The organism is Azospirillum brasilense (genome assembly GCF_001315015.1).
Classification (GTDB): Bacteria; Pseudomonadota; Alphaproteobacteria; order Azospirillales; family Azospirillaceae; genus Azospirillum; species Azospirillum brasilense.
In genome coordinates this window covers 1,174,941-1,190,075 of sequence record NZ_CP012914.1, presented here as the reverse complement: position 1 = coordinate 1,190,075, position 15,135 = coordinate 1,174,941, and the positions used below count along the sequence as shown (strand labels likewise).

General features: G+C 69.7%; 10 protein-coding genes and 1 pseudogene. 4 read left to right on the top strand and 7 right to left on the bottom strand.

What is annotated here, in order from left to right:
• Positions 1-10: 10 nt before the first annotated feature.
• Entirely contained in the window at positions 11-1,168 is a 1,158-nt protein-coding gene (locus tag AMK58_RS05380; protein ID WP_035673340.1) for a Re/Si-specific NAD(P)(+) transhydrogenase subunit alpha, read from the bottom strand.
• Positions 1,169-1,592: 424 nt separating this feature from the next.
• Between AMK58_RS05380 and AMK58_RS05375 the strand changes: the two genes are divergently transcribed.
• Entirely contained in the window at positions 1,593-1,841 is a 249-nt protein-coding gene (locus tag AMK58_RS05375; RefSeq protein WP_014239966.1) for a DUF2312 domain-containing protein, read from the top strand.
• Between the two features lie 35 nt (positions 1,842-1,876).
• Here AMK58_RS05375 and AMK58_RS05370 read toward each other — a convergent pair whose 3' ends face one another.
• The 3 genes from AMK58_RS05370 to AMK58_RS05360 form a co-directional block, all read right to left on the bottom strand.
• Complete coding sequence (locus tag AMK58_RS05370; protein ID WP_059398696.1) at positions 1,877-4,078, bottom strand: anthranilate synthase; 2,202 nt, start codon at positions 4,076-4,078, stop codon at positions 1,877-1,879.
• Between the two features lie 237 nt (positions 4,079-4,315).
• Positions 4,316-4,897 carry a cation efflux transmembrane domain-containing protein gene (locus AMK58_RS05365; RefSeq protein ID WP_059398695.1) on the bottom strand — a complete coding sequence of 194 codons (582 nt, stop codon included), beginning with the start codon at positions 4,895-4,897 and terminating at the stop codon, positions 4,316-4,318.
• Between the two features lie 172 nt (positions 4,898-5,069).
• Positions 5,070-6,008 carry a cation diffusion facilitator family transporter gene (locus tag AMK58_RS05360; protein WP_035676296.1) on the bottom strand — a complete coding sequence of 313 codons (939 nt, stop codon included), beginning with the start codon at positions 6,006-6,008 and terminating at the stop codon, positions 5,070-5,072.
• 186 nt (positions 6,009-6,194) lie between these two features.
• On the opposite strand from AMK58_RS05360, the gene AMK58_RS05355 reads away from it, so the two are divergent.
• The 3 genes and pseudogenes from AMK58_RS05355 to AMK58_RS05345 form a co-directional block, all read left to right on the top strand.
• On the top strand, positions 6,195-6,632 hold the full coding sequence (locus AMK58_RS05355) for a CBS domain-containing protein (RefSeq protein ID WP_035676298.1): 438 nt from the start codon (positions 6,195-6,197) through the stop codon (positions 6,630-6,632).
• Positions 6,633-6,986: 354 nt separating this feature from the next.
• The gene (locus tag AMK58_RS31690; RefSeq protein ID WP_059398694.1) at positions 6,987-7,994 is read left to right on the top strand and encodes a response regulator; all 1,008 of its coding nucleotides are present in this window, start codon (positions 6,987-6,989) and stop codon (positions 7,992-7,994) included.
• Positions 7,995-8,306: 312 nt separating this feature from the next.
• Positions 8,307-11,813, top strand: a pseudogene (locus AMK58_RS05345) (indolepyruvate ferredoxin oxidoreductase family protein); the annotation flags it as partial.
• 34 nt (positions 11,814-11,847) lie between these two features.
• On the opposite strand, the gene AMK58_RS05340 reads toward AMK58_RS05345, so the two are convergent.
• Genes AMK58_RS05340 through AMK58_RS05330 form a run of 3 tightly spaced genes read right to left on the bottom strand, consistent with a single transcriptional unit; the run spans position 11,848 to position 15,135 of the window.
• On the bottom strand, positions 11,848-12,774 hold the full coding sequence (locus tag AMK58_RS05340; RefSeq protein ID WP_035676301.1) for a hypothetical protein: 927 nt from the start codon (positions 12,772-12,774) through the stop codon (positions 11,848-11,850).
• A complete protein-coding gene (locus AMK58_RS05335) occupies positions 12,771-14,441 on the bottom strand; it encodes a tetratricopeptide repeat protein (RefSeq protein ID WP_059398693.1) in 1,671 nt (556 codons plus the stop codon). The genes AMK58_RS05340 and AMK58_RS05335 overlap by 4 nt, the downstream gene beginning before the upstream one ends.
• A 31-nt stretch (positions 14,442-14,472) precedes the next feature.
• Complete coding sequence (locus AMK58_RS05330) at positions 14,473-15,135, bottom strand: SGNH/GDSL hydrolase family protein (RefSeq protein WP_059398692.1); 663 nt, start codon at positions 15,133-15,135, stop codon at positions 14,473-14,475.

The window sequence follows — 15,135 nt, the reverse complement described above, 5'->3', positions numbered from 1 at the left end:
CGTCCGGCCTTTAGACCGTCTGGCCGGCGAAGGCGGGATGGACGACCTGCCCATCGCGGGTGAGCGCGATGGCCTTCACGATCTCGTCGTCCCAGTTGAGCGTGACGCCCTTCTCCTTGTCGTGCAGCGACTGCAGCAGCGCGAGCAGGTTCTTGGCGTAGAGCAGCGAGGCGCTCTCGGCGATGCGGCTGGGGTAGTTGGCGTGGCCGACGATCTTCACCCCGTTGTCGGTGACGACCACCTTGCCAAGCTCCGAGCCCTCGACGTTGCCGCCCTGCTCCACCGCCAGATCGATCAGCACCGAGCCCGGCTTCATCGAGGCAACATGCTCGCGCGTCACCAGGATCGGCGCCTTGCGGCCGGGGATCAGCGCCGTGGTGATGACGATGTCCTGCTTCTTGATGTGCTCGGCCACCAGCGCCGCCTGCTGGCGCTTGTAGTCGTCCGACATCTCCTTGGCGTAGCCGCCCGCGGTTTCCGCCTGCTTGAACTCGTCGTTCTCGACCGCGACGAAGCTGCCGCCCAGCGACTGCACCTGCTCCTTGACCGCCGGACGCACGTCGGTCGCCGAGACGATGGCGCCCAGCCGCTTGGCCGTGGCGATGGCCTGCAGACCGGCGACGCCGACGCCCATGATGAAGGCGCGCGCCGGCGGCACCGTGCCCGCCGCGGTCATCATCATCGGGTAGGCCCGGCCGTACTCGCTGGCGGCGTCGACCACCGCCTTGTAGCCGGCGAGGTTGGCCTGCGAGGACAGCACGTCCATGACCTGGGCGCGGGTGATGCGCGGCATGAACTCCATGGCGAAGGCGTTCACCCCGGCCGCCGCGTAGGCCGCCACGTGGTCACGGCTGTTGTAGGGGTTGAGGATGGCGAACAGCAGCGCGCCGCGCTTGATCAGCGCCAGCTCGTCGAGGTCCCCTTCCCCGGCCAGCAGCGGGCGCTGCACCTTCAGCACGATGTCGGCGTCGGCCAGCGCCGACGCGGCGTCCGGCGCGATCGTCGCGCCGGCGTCCTGATACACCCGGTCCGGCAGGTTCGAGCCCAGACCGGCGCCGGTCTCCACGACCACTTCCAGGCTGAGGGCTTTGAGTTTCTTGACCGTCTCCGGAGAAGCCGCGACGCGATTCTCCCCCGCGCGCCGCTCCCTGGGTATGGCGATTTTCATGGTTCTTTATCTCCCCTGCCGCAAGTGGCCGATTTGCGTGCAATCGGCCTAGACCGTCGGCATCAATGCCGGATTTATGTGACTTTGTGAAGCTCTTGAGCGTCGATGGTATTACCAGCGGTGATGGGTGCGGCGCAACAGCCCGGAGAGGGTTGGCACGCCCGCGTGCAACGGAAAGTGCAAGGTCGCCGCTTTCGCAAGGTCCCGCCATCGGTCTTTCGCATCAGGCGTCCATCCGAGGCAACGGTCGTCGCCACGGACGCATCCCACTATCCGGGCACACCCGGCCGAGGCGCTGCTGCGGTTTGCCGCGCCCTGTGGCATCCGCGCCGACGGTGCCGGGAGTCGCTTGCCATCGACGGCGCCCGCCGATATCGTCCGCGCCGGATTCCCCGGAAGCACCCAATTTGAGGTTACCCTTATCATGTCCGACGTCGGCGGCATTGCGGCGGATCGCCTGAAATCCTTCGTGGAGCGCATCGAGCGCCTGGAAGAAGAGAAGCGCGGCCTGCAGGAGGACATCAAGGAGGTCTACTCCGAGGCCAAGGGCACCGGTTTCGACACCAAGATCATCCGCCAGATCATCCGGCTGCGCAAAATGGACAAGGCCGACCGCCAGGAGCAGGAAGCCATCCTGGAACTCTACAAGGAAGCGCTGGGGATGGTGGAGTAACCACCCCCAACTCCTTCCCCGTTACGCCGCCCCGATCAAGCCGCAGCGTCCGTCAGGGCGCCGGCGGCCAGCCGGTCCATCACGTTGCCCAGCAGGGCAAGACCGGCCCCACCGTCGAGCGACAGGATCGACTCGGGGTGGAACTGCACGGCGGCGAGCGGAAGCCGCCGGTGCTCGACCGCCATCACCAGACCGTCGGCGGTCTCCGCGGTCACCGTGAGGTCCGCCGGCAGCCGGTCGCGCCGGGCCACCAGAGAGTGGTAGCGCCCGACCGTCAGCCGCTCCGGCAGGCCGGCGAACAGCGCGCCGCCCAGCACCCGGACCTCCGTCGCCTTGCCGTGGACGGGCTCCGGCAGCACGTCCAGCGCGCCGCCGAAGCGCTCCACCATCCCTTGCAGGCCCAGGCAGACGCCGAACACCGGCAGGCCGAGCGCCAGCGCCGCGTCGATGGTGCCCGCCACGTCGAAATCCGCCGGGCGCCCCGGACCGGGGGACAGCACGACCAGATCCGGCCTCCGCTCCGCCAGCGCCGCCCGTGCGTGACTGTGACGCAGCGTCGTCACCGAAGCGCCCGTCTGGCGCAGATAGTCGGCCAGCGTGTGGACGAAGCTGTCGTCGTGATCCACCAGCAGCACCCGCCTGCCCTCCCCGCCACGGGGAGCCGCCGGCAGCGTGGGCGCCGCACCCGCCGCCGTCCCGCGGATGGCGTCGCGGAAGGCGGCGGCCTTCAGGCGGCACTCCGCGTCCTCCGCGTCCGGATCGCTGTCGGACAGCAGCGTCGCCCCCGCCCGCACGTAGGCAACGCCCTCGGCCATGCGGATGGTGCGCAGGGTCAGGCCGGTGTCCATCCCGCCGTCGAAGCCCAGCCGGCCGAAGGCCCCGCCGTACCAGCGGCGCGGCGATTGCTCCGTATCCTCCAGGAACTGCATGGCCCAGCGCTTGGGCGCGCCGGTCACCGTCACCGCCCAGCTGTGGGTGAGGAAGGCGTCCAGCGCGTCCATTCCGGACCGCAGCCGTCCCTCCACATGGTCCACCGTGTGGATCAGACGGGAGTACAGCTCGATCATCCGCCGCCCGATCACCCGGACGGATCCCGGCTCGCACACCCGCGCCTTGTCGTTGCGGTCCACGTCGGTGCACATGGTCAGCTCCGCCGCGTCCTTGGCCGAGGTCAGCAGGCGCAGGACCTGCGCGGCGTCGCCCAGCGCGTCGGCCCCGCGCGCCACGGTGCCGGAGATCGGGCAGGTTTCCACCCGCCCGCCCGCCACCCGCACATACATCTCCGGGCTGGCGGCGACGAGGAACTCGCCCCGCCCGAGGTTGACGAAGGCCTCGTAAGGCGCCGGGTTGGCGGCGCGCAGCCGCCGGAACACCGACGAAGGCGCGTCGGCGCAGGGCTCGGCGAAGGTCTGGCCGGGCACCACCTCGAACAGGTCGCCGCGGCGGAAGGCGGCCTTGGCGCTCTCGACGACGCGCTGATAGTCACCGGGCGCGTGGTCGCAGCCGGCCTCGGCGTTGGTGTCGGGACGGTAGGGGTGGTCGCGCCCGCCGCACTCCAGCCCCTCGGTGCTGCCCGCCGCCGTGATGAACTCATACGCGACGAGCCGGGCGAGTCCTGCGATGGGGTCCAGCGCGACGAGCCGGTCCGGCAGGTAGAGCAGCAGATCGCGCTGGTCGTCGGGCCGCTCCAACCGCTGGCGGATCGGCTCGAACTGGAAGGCGAGGTCGTAGGCGAAGGCCCCGTAGAGCCCGAGCAACGGGTCGTCGGGGGCGGCAAACAGATCCAGCACCGCCCGCAGGACCGAGAAAACGGAGGGCTGGCGGCTCCGCTCCTCCTCCGGGAAGGGGTGCTGGGGCTTGCGGACGAGGGCAGTGACCCGCGACGGCGCCTCCTCTAGACCGGCCAGGGCCTCCAGGCCACGCAGGGCCTCGGCGACGGCGGGCAGCAGCACTTGCCCCCGCCCGTTCAGCGCGTCGATGCGCAGCGTCCGCCCACGCGCCGTGAGCGCCAGCGGCGGGTCGGTGAAGCCCAGCGCGTGACGGCGGTAGCGGCCCGGCGCCTCCACCCCGCTGGACAGCAGCAGGCCGCGGCGGCGGTCCAGCGCGTCGATCACCGGGTCGAGGGCGGTCCGCGGGTCGAGCGCCGTCGCCCGCCGCGTGACGGTGACGCCGCCGCGCGTCTGGAAACGCAGCGGTTCGAGGAGGTCGGGCGAGGCAAGAAGGTCGGCGGGGTACATGGCGGGGTCTCCGATGGTCGATCCGTTGGCGGACGGACACCCGGAGTTCCTTTGCTCGACACCTGGATTCCCTGGTCAGGAAAAAGGCCGCCCGGAAGCTCCGGGCGGCCTTTCGATACTTTGTGCGCTCACGCGCGTCGGCTGGCCGGCCCGGTTAGACGGGCCACCACCAACGACACGACAGGGAGGGCGCAACGAAAATCATGGCGTCGAGTTCGCCACAGGGATGCGGTCCTGTCAAGCCCCCTTGCCCAGCCCGGTCGGGTCGGCGGGCGCGTGCCACGCGCGGCGTTCCGCCACCGCCTGCCGCAGCGCCGTCACCGCACCGGACAGCACCGTGGCGGCGATGACCGCGGCGACCAGATGGTCCGGCCAGCCCTGCCCCATCGACCAGGCGCCCGCCGCCGCCATCATCACCGCGGCGTTGGCCAGGACGCCGTTGCGGGCGCACAGCCAGACCGCGCGCAGCGACACTCCGCCGCGTCGTCCGGCGAACAGCAGGACCGCCACTGACAGGCTCGCCCCCATCCCGAGCAGCGCGACGAGGCTCATCACCGGCGCGTCGGGAACGGTGCCGGCGGTGGCGCTCCACGCCGTCGCGGCCACCACCGCCAGCCCGAGCATGGTCAAAGCCACGCCTTTCGCCAGCGTGGCCCAGCCGCGGTACTGCAGCCCCCGCCCCATCATCCACAGGCCGACGCCGTGGGTCAGCGCGGCCGCCAGGAAATCCAGCGCGCTCGCCCGCAAGGCCATGGACTGCGTCTCCAGCCCCGCGGCCAGCGCGACGGCGGCCATCAGCCCGTTGACGAGCAGCGCCATGCGCAACGTGCGGCGGTAATCGGCCTGCCGCCCACCGTTTGAACGCCCCCCGCTCCCGCAGGAGCCTCCGCAACAATCACCGGCCATCCCGCCGCCCTCCGCCCGCGCCACGCGCTCCGTTTATCAAGGGTACTCTAATGTACGCGGCCCGGACCGTCCACCGGACCGGCCGTCATTCTGCCCACTCCGGGTCGCTGGTGAAGACGATGGTGAGCCAGCGGTCCGGACCCTCCCCGCCGATGGCCGCCCCGACCTCGTCGCGGATCCCGTCCCACACCTCCAGCGTGCGCGGCGGCCAGCCACGCGGGACGATGAAGAACAGCTCGATCTGCCGCCCCCGGCCCACCCGCGCGACGTAGGCGCGATAGGAAATGAAGCCGTGCCGCCCCACGATGTCCGACGCGACGGCGTCGACGTGCCGCTTGAGGTCGGCGGGGGTGACCAGCAGGACGTCGGCCAGCGCCCGCCGCATCGTGCCGACCGGGATCGGGATGACCACCAGACAGACCAGGGCCAGCGCCGCCGGGTCGATGTAGGGCGACATCCATTGAAGCCGGGTGCCTTGGATCAGGTGACCGAAAACGAAGGCGACGAGCAGGGCCGCGGTGAGCGCCGCCGACATGATCCAGGCCTTCGCGTCGAGGGCCAGGAAGTCGGAGCGGACCGTCCGGTTCGCCCGCGTCGCGAAGACCGCCATGCCGGCCGCGACGAGAACGGTCACCGCCGCGTAGACGATCGCGTGGTCGAAGGCGAGATCACGCCCGCCGGCCATCAGACTGCCCACGGCGTTGATGAGCGCATAGATTGCCGCCCCCATCAGCAGGGTGGCGTTCAGCCCGAGGACCATGGGTTCGAGATGCCAGAAGCCCATGGTGAAACGCTCGGCCAGCTTGCCGCGGCGCGGGCCGCCAGTGCTTAAGGTGGCGGTCGAGGCGGCGATCAGGTTGGACACCAGCAGCGTCACCATCGTCATGCTGGCGTCCACCAGCGAATAGATGCCGTCGAAGACGATGGCGAAGGAGCCCGACAGCAGGCCGAACAGAATGCCGGCGCCCGCCAGCAGCACCGTGACGGCGATGGACAGGCGAAGAACCTTCTGCTCGGTGGTCATGCGCGCTCTCCCTTCCCCGTCCACACGTCGCTCGGCGTCAGCCATTCATGCATAGCGGCCCTGACGGGGCGGCAAAACCGGTTTTCCAATCCGGACCGCCAAGCCCTTGCCGGAACCGCCGGCCGCTCCAGGCTCATTCCGAATCGGACCCCGCCGATTCGCCAACCCCAAAGAGGGAGGGTGGACATGACCGTCGTTTCCGAGGTTCTGAACCGCAAAGGCCATAACGTCGCATCGATCCTGCCGTCCGAATCCATCCGGGCCGCCGCTCGCACCCTGACCGACCGGCGCATCGGCGCCCTGGTGGTATGCGACCGCCGGGGCCGGCTGGCCGGCATCCTGTCGGAACGCGACATCGTCCGCGCCGTGGCGATGCATGGCGCCGACGCGCTGGACATGCCGGTGGAGGATCTGATGACCCGTCAGGTCAAGACCTGCCGGCCGGAGGACACGATCAAGGACCTGATGCAGATGATGACGCTGCGCCGCCACCGCCATGTGCCGGTGTGCAACGAGGCGGGCGACCTCGCCGGCGTGATCTCCATCGGCGACGCCGTGAAGGCCCGACTGGACGAGCAGGCCCACGAGGTGGCCGTTCTGAAGGATCTCGCATTGGTCCGCTGAAGCGGATTGCAATCCGCTATGGACCGCGACGGCGGTCCCGGCCGCACATGCGGCCGAAGCCCATCTGTCGCGGGAACATCGTTCCCGCTGGCGGCAGGCGGATGCCATCGGCATCCGCTGAGAGCCGGCGAATGAGATGATGTGAATCCAAAGCGAACGGACGTTCGCTTTGGAGGCACTCCAGACCTCGACCAAGTCCCCGGACGGGGGAGCCGAAGACCAGGCGCACTCCATGAGGCGAAGAGGCTCCCCCGGTCGTGCGCCGATTGGCGCTAATACGTCTCCGCGTCCTGAAATCCCAGGGCGGCGTTCGGATATTCGGTAACGCTTCGTTCCCGAACCTTCGGACCCGACATGCCCCGCCGCTACCCGACCCACCTGAAGATCCTGGTCGTCGAGAACAACCCGCTGCTGCTGCGGGCGCTACGGGACATGCTGGAGCATTGGGGCGTCGGTCAGGTCGCCTCCGCCGCCAACGGGCAGGAGGCGATGGAACTGCTGCGCCGGGAGCCCTACGACCTGATGGTCACCGACTGGGTGATGGAGCCGGTAGGCGGCGGGCAGCTCGTCCGCTGGGTCCGCGGCTCCGCCAGCTGCCTCAGCCCCGATCTGCCGATCATCGTGCTGACCGCCAACGCCGACGTCGCCACCGTGCGCGCCGCCTGGGACGCCGGGGCCGACACCGTGCTCGCCAAGCCGGCCTCCGCCGCGACCATTGCCCGGCGAATCGAAACCGTACTGACCAACCCGCGCCGGGGCAGCCGCTCTCAAGCCGAGGCGGGCACGGCGAAACCGACGAACAACAACACGCCTCCACCCTCCCGCCCGGCGCCGGCCCGGCCGTCGATCTCCTCCGCTCCGGCCCCCCTCCGTCTGCCGCCTCCGCCGCCGCGCCTGCCCGGTCCGCCCACCACGGGAACGGGTCCGTTGCGCTCAACCGACCCGAAGATGGTCCGTCTGGTGCTGGCGCTCGACCGGATGGAAAGGGCACTGGCCAACCCCGACGCGCTGGGCACGCGGCTCCGCCACGCGGTGTCCGACCTGCAACTGGCCGCCGCCGGCAACGCCGCGGCCACCGCCATCGTCGCATCGCTGTCCACCTGCGTCACCTGGGTGGAGCATGATGGGGAAAGCTTCCAGGAAGCGGTGCAGGCTCACATGGACGCCCTGCGCTGGACCATCAGCATCGGCGGCGGGGCGGACTCCTCCGCGGCCCTGCGGGTGATGATCGGCGCCCTGCGCGCCATGGTGCGCAGCCTCAGCCTGCGCGACGGCAACGGACCCACCCTGTGGCCGGACGAGGCCTTCGGGACGCCGGATCACGGGGGCGAGGCGGGTCAATCTTCCCTGCCGCCGGTCTGAAGACTACCCATATCCAATAAGTGGCCCCCACCCTAACCCTCCCCCGCTAACGCAGGGGAGGGCCGGGGTGGGGGTAAGGTTTCGGCACCAATGGATGCGAGCGGGAATGTCCCGCAGAAGGGCGATTCCCGCCCGTCCGTTTCACAGCGCTGCGAGCGCCGGACCATTCCTTGCTTTTTGCAGGAGGAGGCCCGGCGCCGGTTGCCGAATAAGACAGCCTTCGTTACCTTTTTGCTTGTCGAACAAACACAAGAAGCGGCGCGGCGAACGCGCCCCGAACAGCGCTTTTCAGGGCGCCACAAAGGGGATGGAACAATGGCTCTCGCAACCGTGACCCTTGACGACAAGTACGCGCTTGAACAGGGGCGCGTGTACCTGACGGGAACCCAGGCGCTGGTGCGCCTTCCGATGATGCAGCGCCAGCGCGATCTTGCCGCCGGGCTGAACACCGCCTGTTTCATTTCGGGGTACCGCGGATCGCCCTTGGGCGGCTTCGACCAGAATTTGTGGAACGCGCGCAAGTTCCTGGAGAAGAACCACATCCAGTTCCAGCCCGGCGTGAACGAGGAGCTGGGCGCCACCGCCGTCTGGGGCAGCCAGCAGGTCGGCATGTTCCCCGGCGCCAAATACGACGGCGTCTATTCCATGTGGTACGGCAAGGGACCGGGCGTGGACCGGTCGGGCGACGTGTTCAAGCACGCCAACGCCGCCGGCACCTCGCGCAACGGCGGCGTGCTGGTGCTGACCGGCGACGACCACAACGCCAAGTCCTCCACCTTCCCGCATCAGTCCGAACACGCCTTCATGCACGCGATGATCCCGGTGCTGAACCCGTCGGGCGTGCAGGAGATCCTGGATTACGGCCTGATCGGCTGGGCGATGAGCCGCTATTCCGGCTGCTGGATCGCCATGAAGACGATCGCCGAGACGGTGGACACCTCCGCCTCGGTGTATATCGACCCGCACCGCGTCAGCCCGATCGTCCCCGCCGACTTCACGATGCCGCCGGGCGGCCTGAACATCCGCTGGCCCGACCCGCCGCTGGAGCAGGAATACCGGCTGATGAAGCACAAGCTGTACGCCGCCCTGGCGTTCGCGCGTGCCAACCGGCTGGACAAGGTGATGGTGTCCTCCCCCCGCCCGCGCTTCGGCATCGTCACCACCGGCAAGAGCTATCTGGACGTCCGGCAGGCCTTCGACGAGCTGGGCATCACCGAGGAGATGGCCGCCGACTGGGGCCTGACCGTCTACAAGGTCGGCATGCCCTGGCCGCTGGAGCGCGACGGCGTGCGCCACTTCGCCGAGGGGCTCGACGAGATCGTCGTGGTCGAGGAGAAGCGCGCGGTCATCGAGAACCAGCTCAAGGAGCAGCTCTACAACTGGCACCCTGACGTCCGCCCGAAGGTGGTCGGCAAGTTCGACGAGCATGGCGAGTGGATTCTCCCCTCCGCCGGCGAACTCTCCCCAGCCCAGATCGCCGTGGTCATCGGGCGCCGGCTGGAGCGCTTCGTGGACAACGAGAATCTCAAGCGCCGCGTTGCCTTCCTCGACGCGCAGGAAAAGCAAAAGGCCCATCAGGCCCGCGTCATCCGCAAGCCGACCTTCTGCTCCGGCTGCCCGCACAACACCTCCACCCATGTGCCGGAGGGCAGCCGGGCGCTGGGCGGCATCGGCTGCCACTACATGGCGACGTGGCTGGACCGCAAGACCGACACCTTCACCCAGATGGGCGGCGAGGGGGTGCCCTGGGTTGGCCAGGCGCCCTTCACCGAGGAGAAGCACATCTTCGCCAACCTCGGTGATGGCACCTACTACCACTCCGGCATCCTGGCCATCCGGCAGGCCATCGCGGCGAAAGCCAACATCACCTACAAGATTCTGTTCAACGACGCCGTGGCGATGACCGGCGGCCAGCCGGTGGACGGCACCCTGACCGTCCAGTCGCTCGCCAACCAGCTCCGCGCCGAGGGCGTGGGCCGCATCGTCGTCGTCTCCGACGAGCCGGAGAAGTATGGCATCGGCGACGGCCTGCCACAGTACACCAGCGTCGAGCACCGCGACGACCTGGACCGTGTGCAGAAGGAGATGCGCGAGGTTTCGGGTGTCAGCGTCCTGATCTACGACCAGACCTGCGCCACCGAGAAGCGCCGCCGCCGCAAGCGCGGCAAGATGGTCGACCCGGCCAAGCGCGTCATCATCAACGAGCTGGTCTGCGAGGGCTGCGGCGACTGTTCCGCCAAATCCTCCTGCGTGTCCGTGGTGCCGCTGGAGACGGAATTCGGGCGCAAGCGTCAGATCGACCAGTCGAGCTGCAACAAGGACTATTCCTGCACCAAGGGCTTCTGCCCCAGCTTCGTGACGGTGGAGGGCGGGCAGCTCCGCAAGCCGAAACCGGCCGCGGCCAAGGCCGGGGCCGACCCTTCGGACCTGCGTACCCCCACCCTGCCCACGCTCAACCGGCCCTGGGGCATCTACGTCACCGGCGTCGGCGGCACCGGCGTGGTGACCATCGGCGCCCTGCTCGGCATGGCCGCCCACATCGAGGGCAAGGGCGTCGGCGTGCTCGACATGACCGGCCTCGCCCAGAAGGGCGGCGCGGTGACCAGCCACATCCGCATCGCCGCCACGCCGGAGGACATCCATTCCGTCCGCATCGCGGCCGGCGGGGCCGACGCGGTGGTCGGCTGCGACCTGATCGTCGCCGGGGCGGGCGACGCCCTGTCGAAGATGGCGCACGGCCACACCCGTGCGGTCATCAACACCCACGACACCATCACCGTGGACTTCCTGAAGAAGCCGGACTTCACGGTTCCGGTCCGCGATCTGGTGGCCGACATCCGCAAGGCCTGCGGCGAGGGGGCGGTGAACGCCTTCGACGCGACCAAGCTGGCGACCGCGCTGTTGGGCGACAGCATCGCCACCAACCCCTTCCTGATGGGCTACGCGTGGCAGAAGGGGCTAATCCCGATCACCGCCGAGGCCATCTTGAAGGCCATCGAGCTGAACGGCGTGGCGGTGAAGATGAACACCGACGCCTTCAACTGGGGCCGCCGCGCCGCCGTCGATCTGGCCGCGGTGGAAGCCGCCGCCAACCCGCCGCAGGAGCAGGCCGCCGCCAACGACCTGTTCATCCTCGACCAGCGCCGCCCCTCGGCCAGTCTGGACGAGGCCATCGCCCGTCGCACCGCCTTCCTAACCGACTATCAGGACGCGGCCTACGCCAGCCGCTACCACGCGCTGGTCGACTGGACGCGGCGCGTCGAGGGCCAGAGACTCCCGGGCTCCACCGCCCTGACCGAGGCCGTGGCCAAGGGCTACTTCAAGCTGCTCGCCTACAAGGACGAGTATGAGGTGGCCCGGCTCTACACCGACACCGGCTTCGTCGAGCAGGTCGGGCGGATGTTCGAGGGCGACTACAAACTGGTCTTCCACATGGCCCCGCCGGTGATGGGCGAGAGCGGCGAGGACGGCGGCGAGCCGAAGAAGAAGCGCTTCGGCCCGTGGATGCTGAAGGCCCTGCGGCTGCTCGCCAAAGGCAAGCGCCTGCGCGGCAGCCCGCTCGACCCCTTCGGCTGGCTGGCCGAGCGCCGCATGGAGCGCCGCCTGATCGCCGACTATGAGGCCATCATGGGCGAAATCCTGCACGGCCTGACCCGCGACAACCACGCCACGGCGGTGGAGATCGCCCGCCTGCCGCAGGAGATGCGCGGCTACGGCCCGGTGAAGGCCCGCAACGTCGAAGCGGCCAAGGCGAAGGAGGCCGCCCTGCTCGACGGCTTCCGCCAGCCCGCCGCCCCGCAACCGATGGCGGCTGAGTGACCGACCGGGTGCGGGCGGCTTGCCTCCCGCACCCTCAGCGCGGCTGCAGGACGCCGATCTCCGCCAGGGCGGCGCGGTTGCGGGTGACGGCAGCGGCGAGATGGCGCAGATGCTGTTGCTGAAGGGCCGGATTGGCGAAGGTGCGCAGATAGCCCTTCAACACATGTTCCCCGAAGTTCAGCGCGAGGTCGGCGTCCAGGTGATGCCCCTTCCGCGATGAGGCGTGAACGGCCATGACGGACCGCCCGTCGAGCACGAAGTCGTGACGATCCCGCGGGTCCGGCATCGTCACATCGGCCAAAGGCGCGTCGTAGACCTGCCACAGGCGCGCGTCGAGCACCTCCACGCAAGCGGGATCGGGCAGAACCAGCGCGTTCAGCACATTCTGCTCCCACAGCGCGTGCTGCTCCACGCCCCGGCAGGTCATCGCCCATTGCGCCAGCAGCCCGCGCGATACCCACAGCATGAGGCCCGACGACAGGTAGGGCATTCCCAGGTCGACTCCGCGGCCTCCCAGCAGACGCTCCGCCGGTGAAACGTAATGGCCGCCGTTGCGCAGTTCCTCCATCATTCCGCCGACGGTCATACGGTCCACCGTACCGGTGAGCGCGAGCGCCTTGCCGCCCACCCGGAGCTCCTCCGCCAGCCGCTCGGCCATGGTGAGGTCAAGGGCTCCCACCATCATGTCCGCGTCCAGCCACAGCAGGCTGTCCCACGCCTCGCCCGAGCAGTATTCCGACAGGTGCCCCTTGCACAGGTAGGGATGCGCATCCGCCGGCAGGATCTTCGGGCGGTCGAGCAGCAGGCCGGCGGCGCGCAGGTAATCGCGTTGCCCATCGGTCAGGCCGAAATCGCAGACGCGCACCCGCTCCAGCGGAAAACGCCCCGTCAGCCCCTCCAGGAAGGCCAGCGTGGTGATGAAGTAGCGCGCGTTGGCGCCGGTCACGCACAGTGTGCTCATGATCGATCCTGCAAGGGTCCGTTCAGCGCCGCCAGATCGCGGCGCAGCCGCTCCACCGGCTCCGTCCAGTCGCCGAACAAGGCTTGGCGGTAGAGGCGCGCGGTCGGGTACCAGGGCGAATCCACCCGTTCATGCATCCAGCGCCACTCTGCCCCCTGGTCGAGCAGCACCGCCACCGGCTTTCCCAGCGCTCCGGCGAGGTGGGCCACGGCGGTGCAGGGGCTGATCACGATGTCCAGCGCCTGGATCGCCGCGGCGGTGTCCGCGAAATCGCGAAGCTCCGTCCCCAGGTCGAGGAACGGGCCGAGTGGAGTGTGGCGCTCAAGGTCCGCACGCCCGTTGGCGACCTGGAGCAGGACGGTGGTCACGCCGGGAAGGCCGGTCAGCGGCAGCACCGCCTCCAGCCCCGGCGAGCGCTGGCGGTGATAGGGAAAGGCGACCGAACCGTGCCAGACCAGCCCGGCCTTCATCCCCCGAAGGCCGGCCAGCCGATCCACCCAACGCCGCGCCGCCGTATCGGGCACCCGCAGATACGGAACGGCGGAGGGCACGTTGTCCAGAGTTGTGCCCATCCGATGGATCAGGCTCATGATGGGGACATGGACGTCATGGGCCGGCGGCGGTCCGTCGAGTCCGGACAGGTCGTCCACCACATCCGACGCGCGGAACAGGTCGAGCAAACCTTCCGGCCCGTGAAACACCACGCGCATCCCCTGCGCCCGCAGCAGCGGGGCGTAACGGATGAACTGGATGGCGTCACCATAACCGCGGTCGGCGTGGATCAGCAGCGTCCAGCCCGGCTTGACCCGACCGTCCCAGACCGGCCGGCTGTAGGATCGCGACGGCGTGAAGGTCGGCAGGCTCAGCCGCGCCTCGTAATCCGCCGCTCCGTCGCGCAAGCGCCCGGTGAGCATCCGCAGCATACCGAGCCCCGCCCGCGCCGCGTCCATCCCCGGCGACAGACGCAAGGCGCGGTCGAAGGCGGCCTCCGCCAGGACGACCGCGTGCCGTCCCAGCCCGGCAAAACCCAAATTGGCCCAGTGCTCGGACGCGGACGGATCGAGCACGACGGCCCGCCGCAGAGCGATGCGCGCCTCGTCCTGCCGCCACGCCGCCAGCAGCGCCGCCCCCACCACCCCCCAGGCGGCCGCCGTGCCACGCAGCACCGCCAGCCGGGCCAAGGCGTCGGCCGACGCGTCCGGCCGTTCCGCCGTGCCCAGCGCCTCCGCCAGATTGTTCAGGCTGCGGGCGTGGCCGGGGGCCAGCACCAGCGCCAGCCGGTAGAGCGCCGCCGCCGCAGCGACATCCCGCATTCCCAGCCGCAGATTGCCAAGGTCGCAGACCAGATCGGGCGACAGCACGCCGCGGCGCACGGCGCCGGCCAGCAGGGCTGCCGCCCGATCCGGCCGCCCCTGGCGCTTGAGGCATTCCGCTTGGCTGCGCGGGTAGTTGGGGTTGTCCGGCGCACAGGCGGACGCCCGGCGGAAGCGCGCCTCCCCTCCGGCGGCGTCGCCCGCGGAGACGGCGAGCACACCCAGGACGTTCCAGGCCTCGCCATGGCCAGGGGCCAGAGCGAGGGCGCGGACGACTCGTCGCTCCGCCTCCGCCCGGTCGCCCCGCTGAAGCGCGGCAGCGCCCGCGCGGAGGAAGTCCATCGCGTCGGTCACGCGACCTCCCAGGATGACAGTCGGATCCGGATCATGGCAGGTCCAGCGCGTTCAGCGCCTCCGCCCAGACCTCGGCGGCGCGGATGGGATGCAGATGGTGGTCGCCGGGGTTCGGGCTGCGGAACGCCTCGGCGACCAGCCCGCTCTCCGGGTCGGTGATGCGCGGCGTGATGTCGATGAAAGGCAGGCCGCGCGCCGCCGCCTCGTCGCGCAGGCGGGCATTGTAGCGGTGGGTCAGTTCGGTGCGCTGGCGCAGCGTGGCGGTGACCTCATGACGGGCGCGGGCGACCTTGCCGCGGGTCTCGCCGTCGCGGATGGTTGGCAGCACCGCCCCGGTCAGCACCAGCGTGGGATAGCCGCCCTCCAGCAGATCGTCCACGAAGGCGGCACAGGCGGCTACCGATTCTTCCAACTGCCGCTCAACGCCGTCGCCGTGCGTCTGCGCCCGCCACCAGATGACAAACCCGCAATCGACTTCGCCAATCTGGATCACCGGAAGGGCGTTCGGATCGGCGGGCAGCAGCGCGTCTTTGAAGAGAGTGACCGCGTGCGTCTGGCTTTCCGGGTTGCGCAGCCCGATCGAGGTCGCTCCGGGAATCAGCAGACAGCGTGCCGGCCGGTTGAGCAGACGCAACGTCGCGGCGATCTCGAAGGCTTGCACATGGCTGTCGCCGATGAAGAACCAGTCCCGCAT

What these genes read in the sequence shown, in the direction of transcription:
- AMK58_RS05360 (WP_035676296.1), bottom strand. Translation starts at nt 6,008, where the DNA reads ATGACCACCGAGCAGAAGGTTCTTCGCCTGTCCATCGCCGTCACGGTG.
- AMK58_RS05340 (WP_035676301.1), bottom strand. Translation starts at nt 12,774, where the DNA reads ATGAGCACACTGTGCGTGACCGGCGCCAACGCGCGCTACTTCATCACC.
- AMK58_RS31690 (WP_059398694.1), top strand. Translation starts at nt 6,987, where the DNA reads ATGCCCCGCCGCTACCCGACCCACCTGAAGATCCTGGTCGTCGAGAAC.
- AMK58_RS05330 (WP_059398692.1), bottom strand. Translation starts at nt 15,135, where the DNA reads ATGCGGGACTGGTTCTTCATCGGCGACAGCCATGTGCAAGCCTTCGAG.
- AMK58_RS05370 (WP_059398696.1), bottom strand. Translation starts at nt 4,078, where the DNA reads ATGTACCCCGCCGACCTTCTTGCCTCGCCCGACCTCCTCGAACCGCTG.
- AMK58_RS05365 (WP_059398695.1), bottom strand. Translation starts at nt 4,897, where the DNA reads ATGGCGCTGCTCGTCAACGGGCTGATGGCCGCCGTCGCGCTGGCCGCG.
- AMK58_RS05375 (WP_014239966.1), top strand. Translation starts at nt 1,593, where the DNA reads ATGTCCGACGTCGGCGGCATTGCGGCGGATCGCCTGAAATCCTTCGTG.
- AMK58_RS05380 (WP_035673340.1), bottom strand. Translation starts at nt 1,168, where the DNA reads ATGAAAATCGCCATACCCAGGGAGCGGCGCGCGGGGGAGAATCGCGTC.
- AMK58_RS05355 (WP_035676298.1), top strand. Translation starts at nt 6,195, where the DNA reads ATGACCGTCGTTTCCGAGGTTCTGAACCGCAAAGGCCATAACGTCGCA.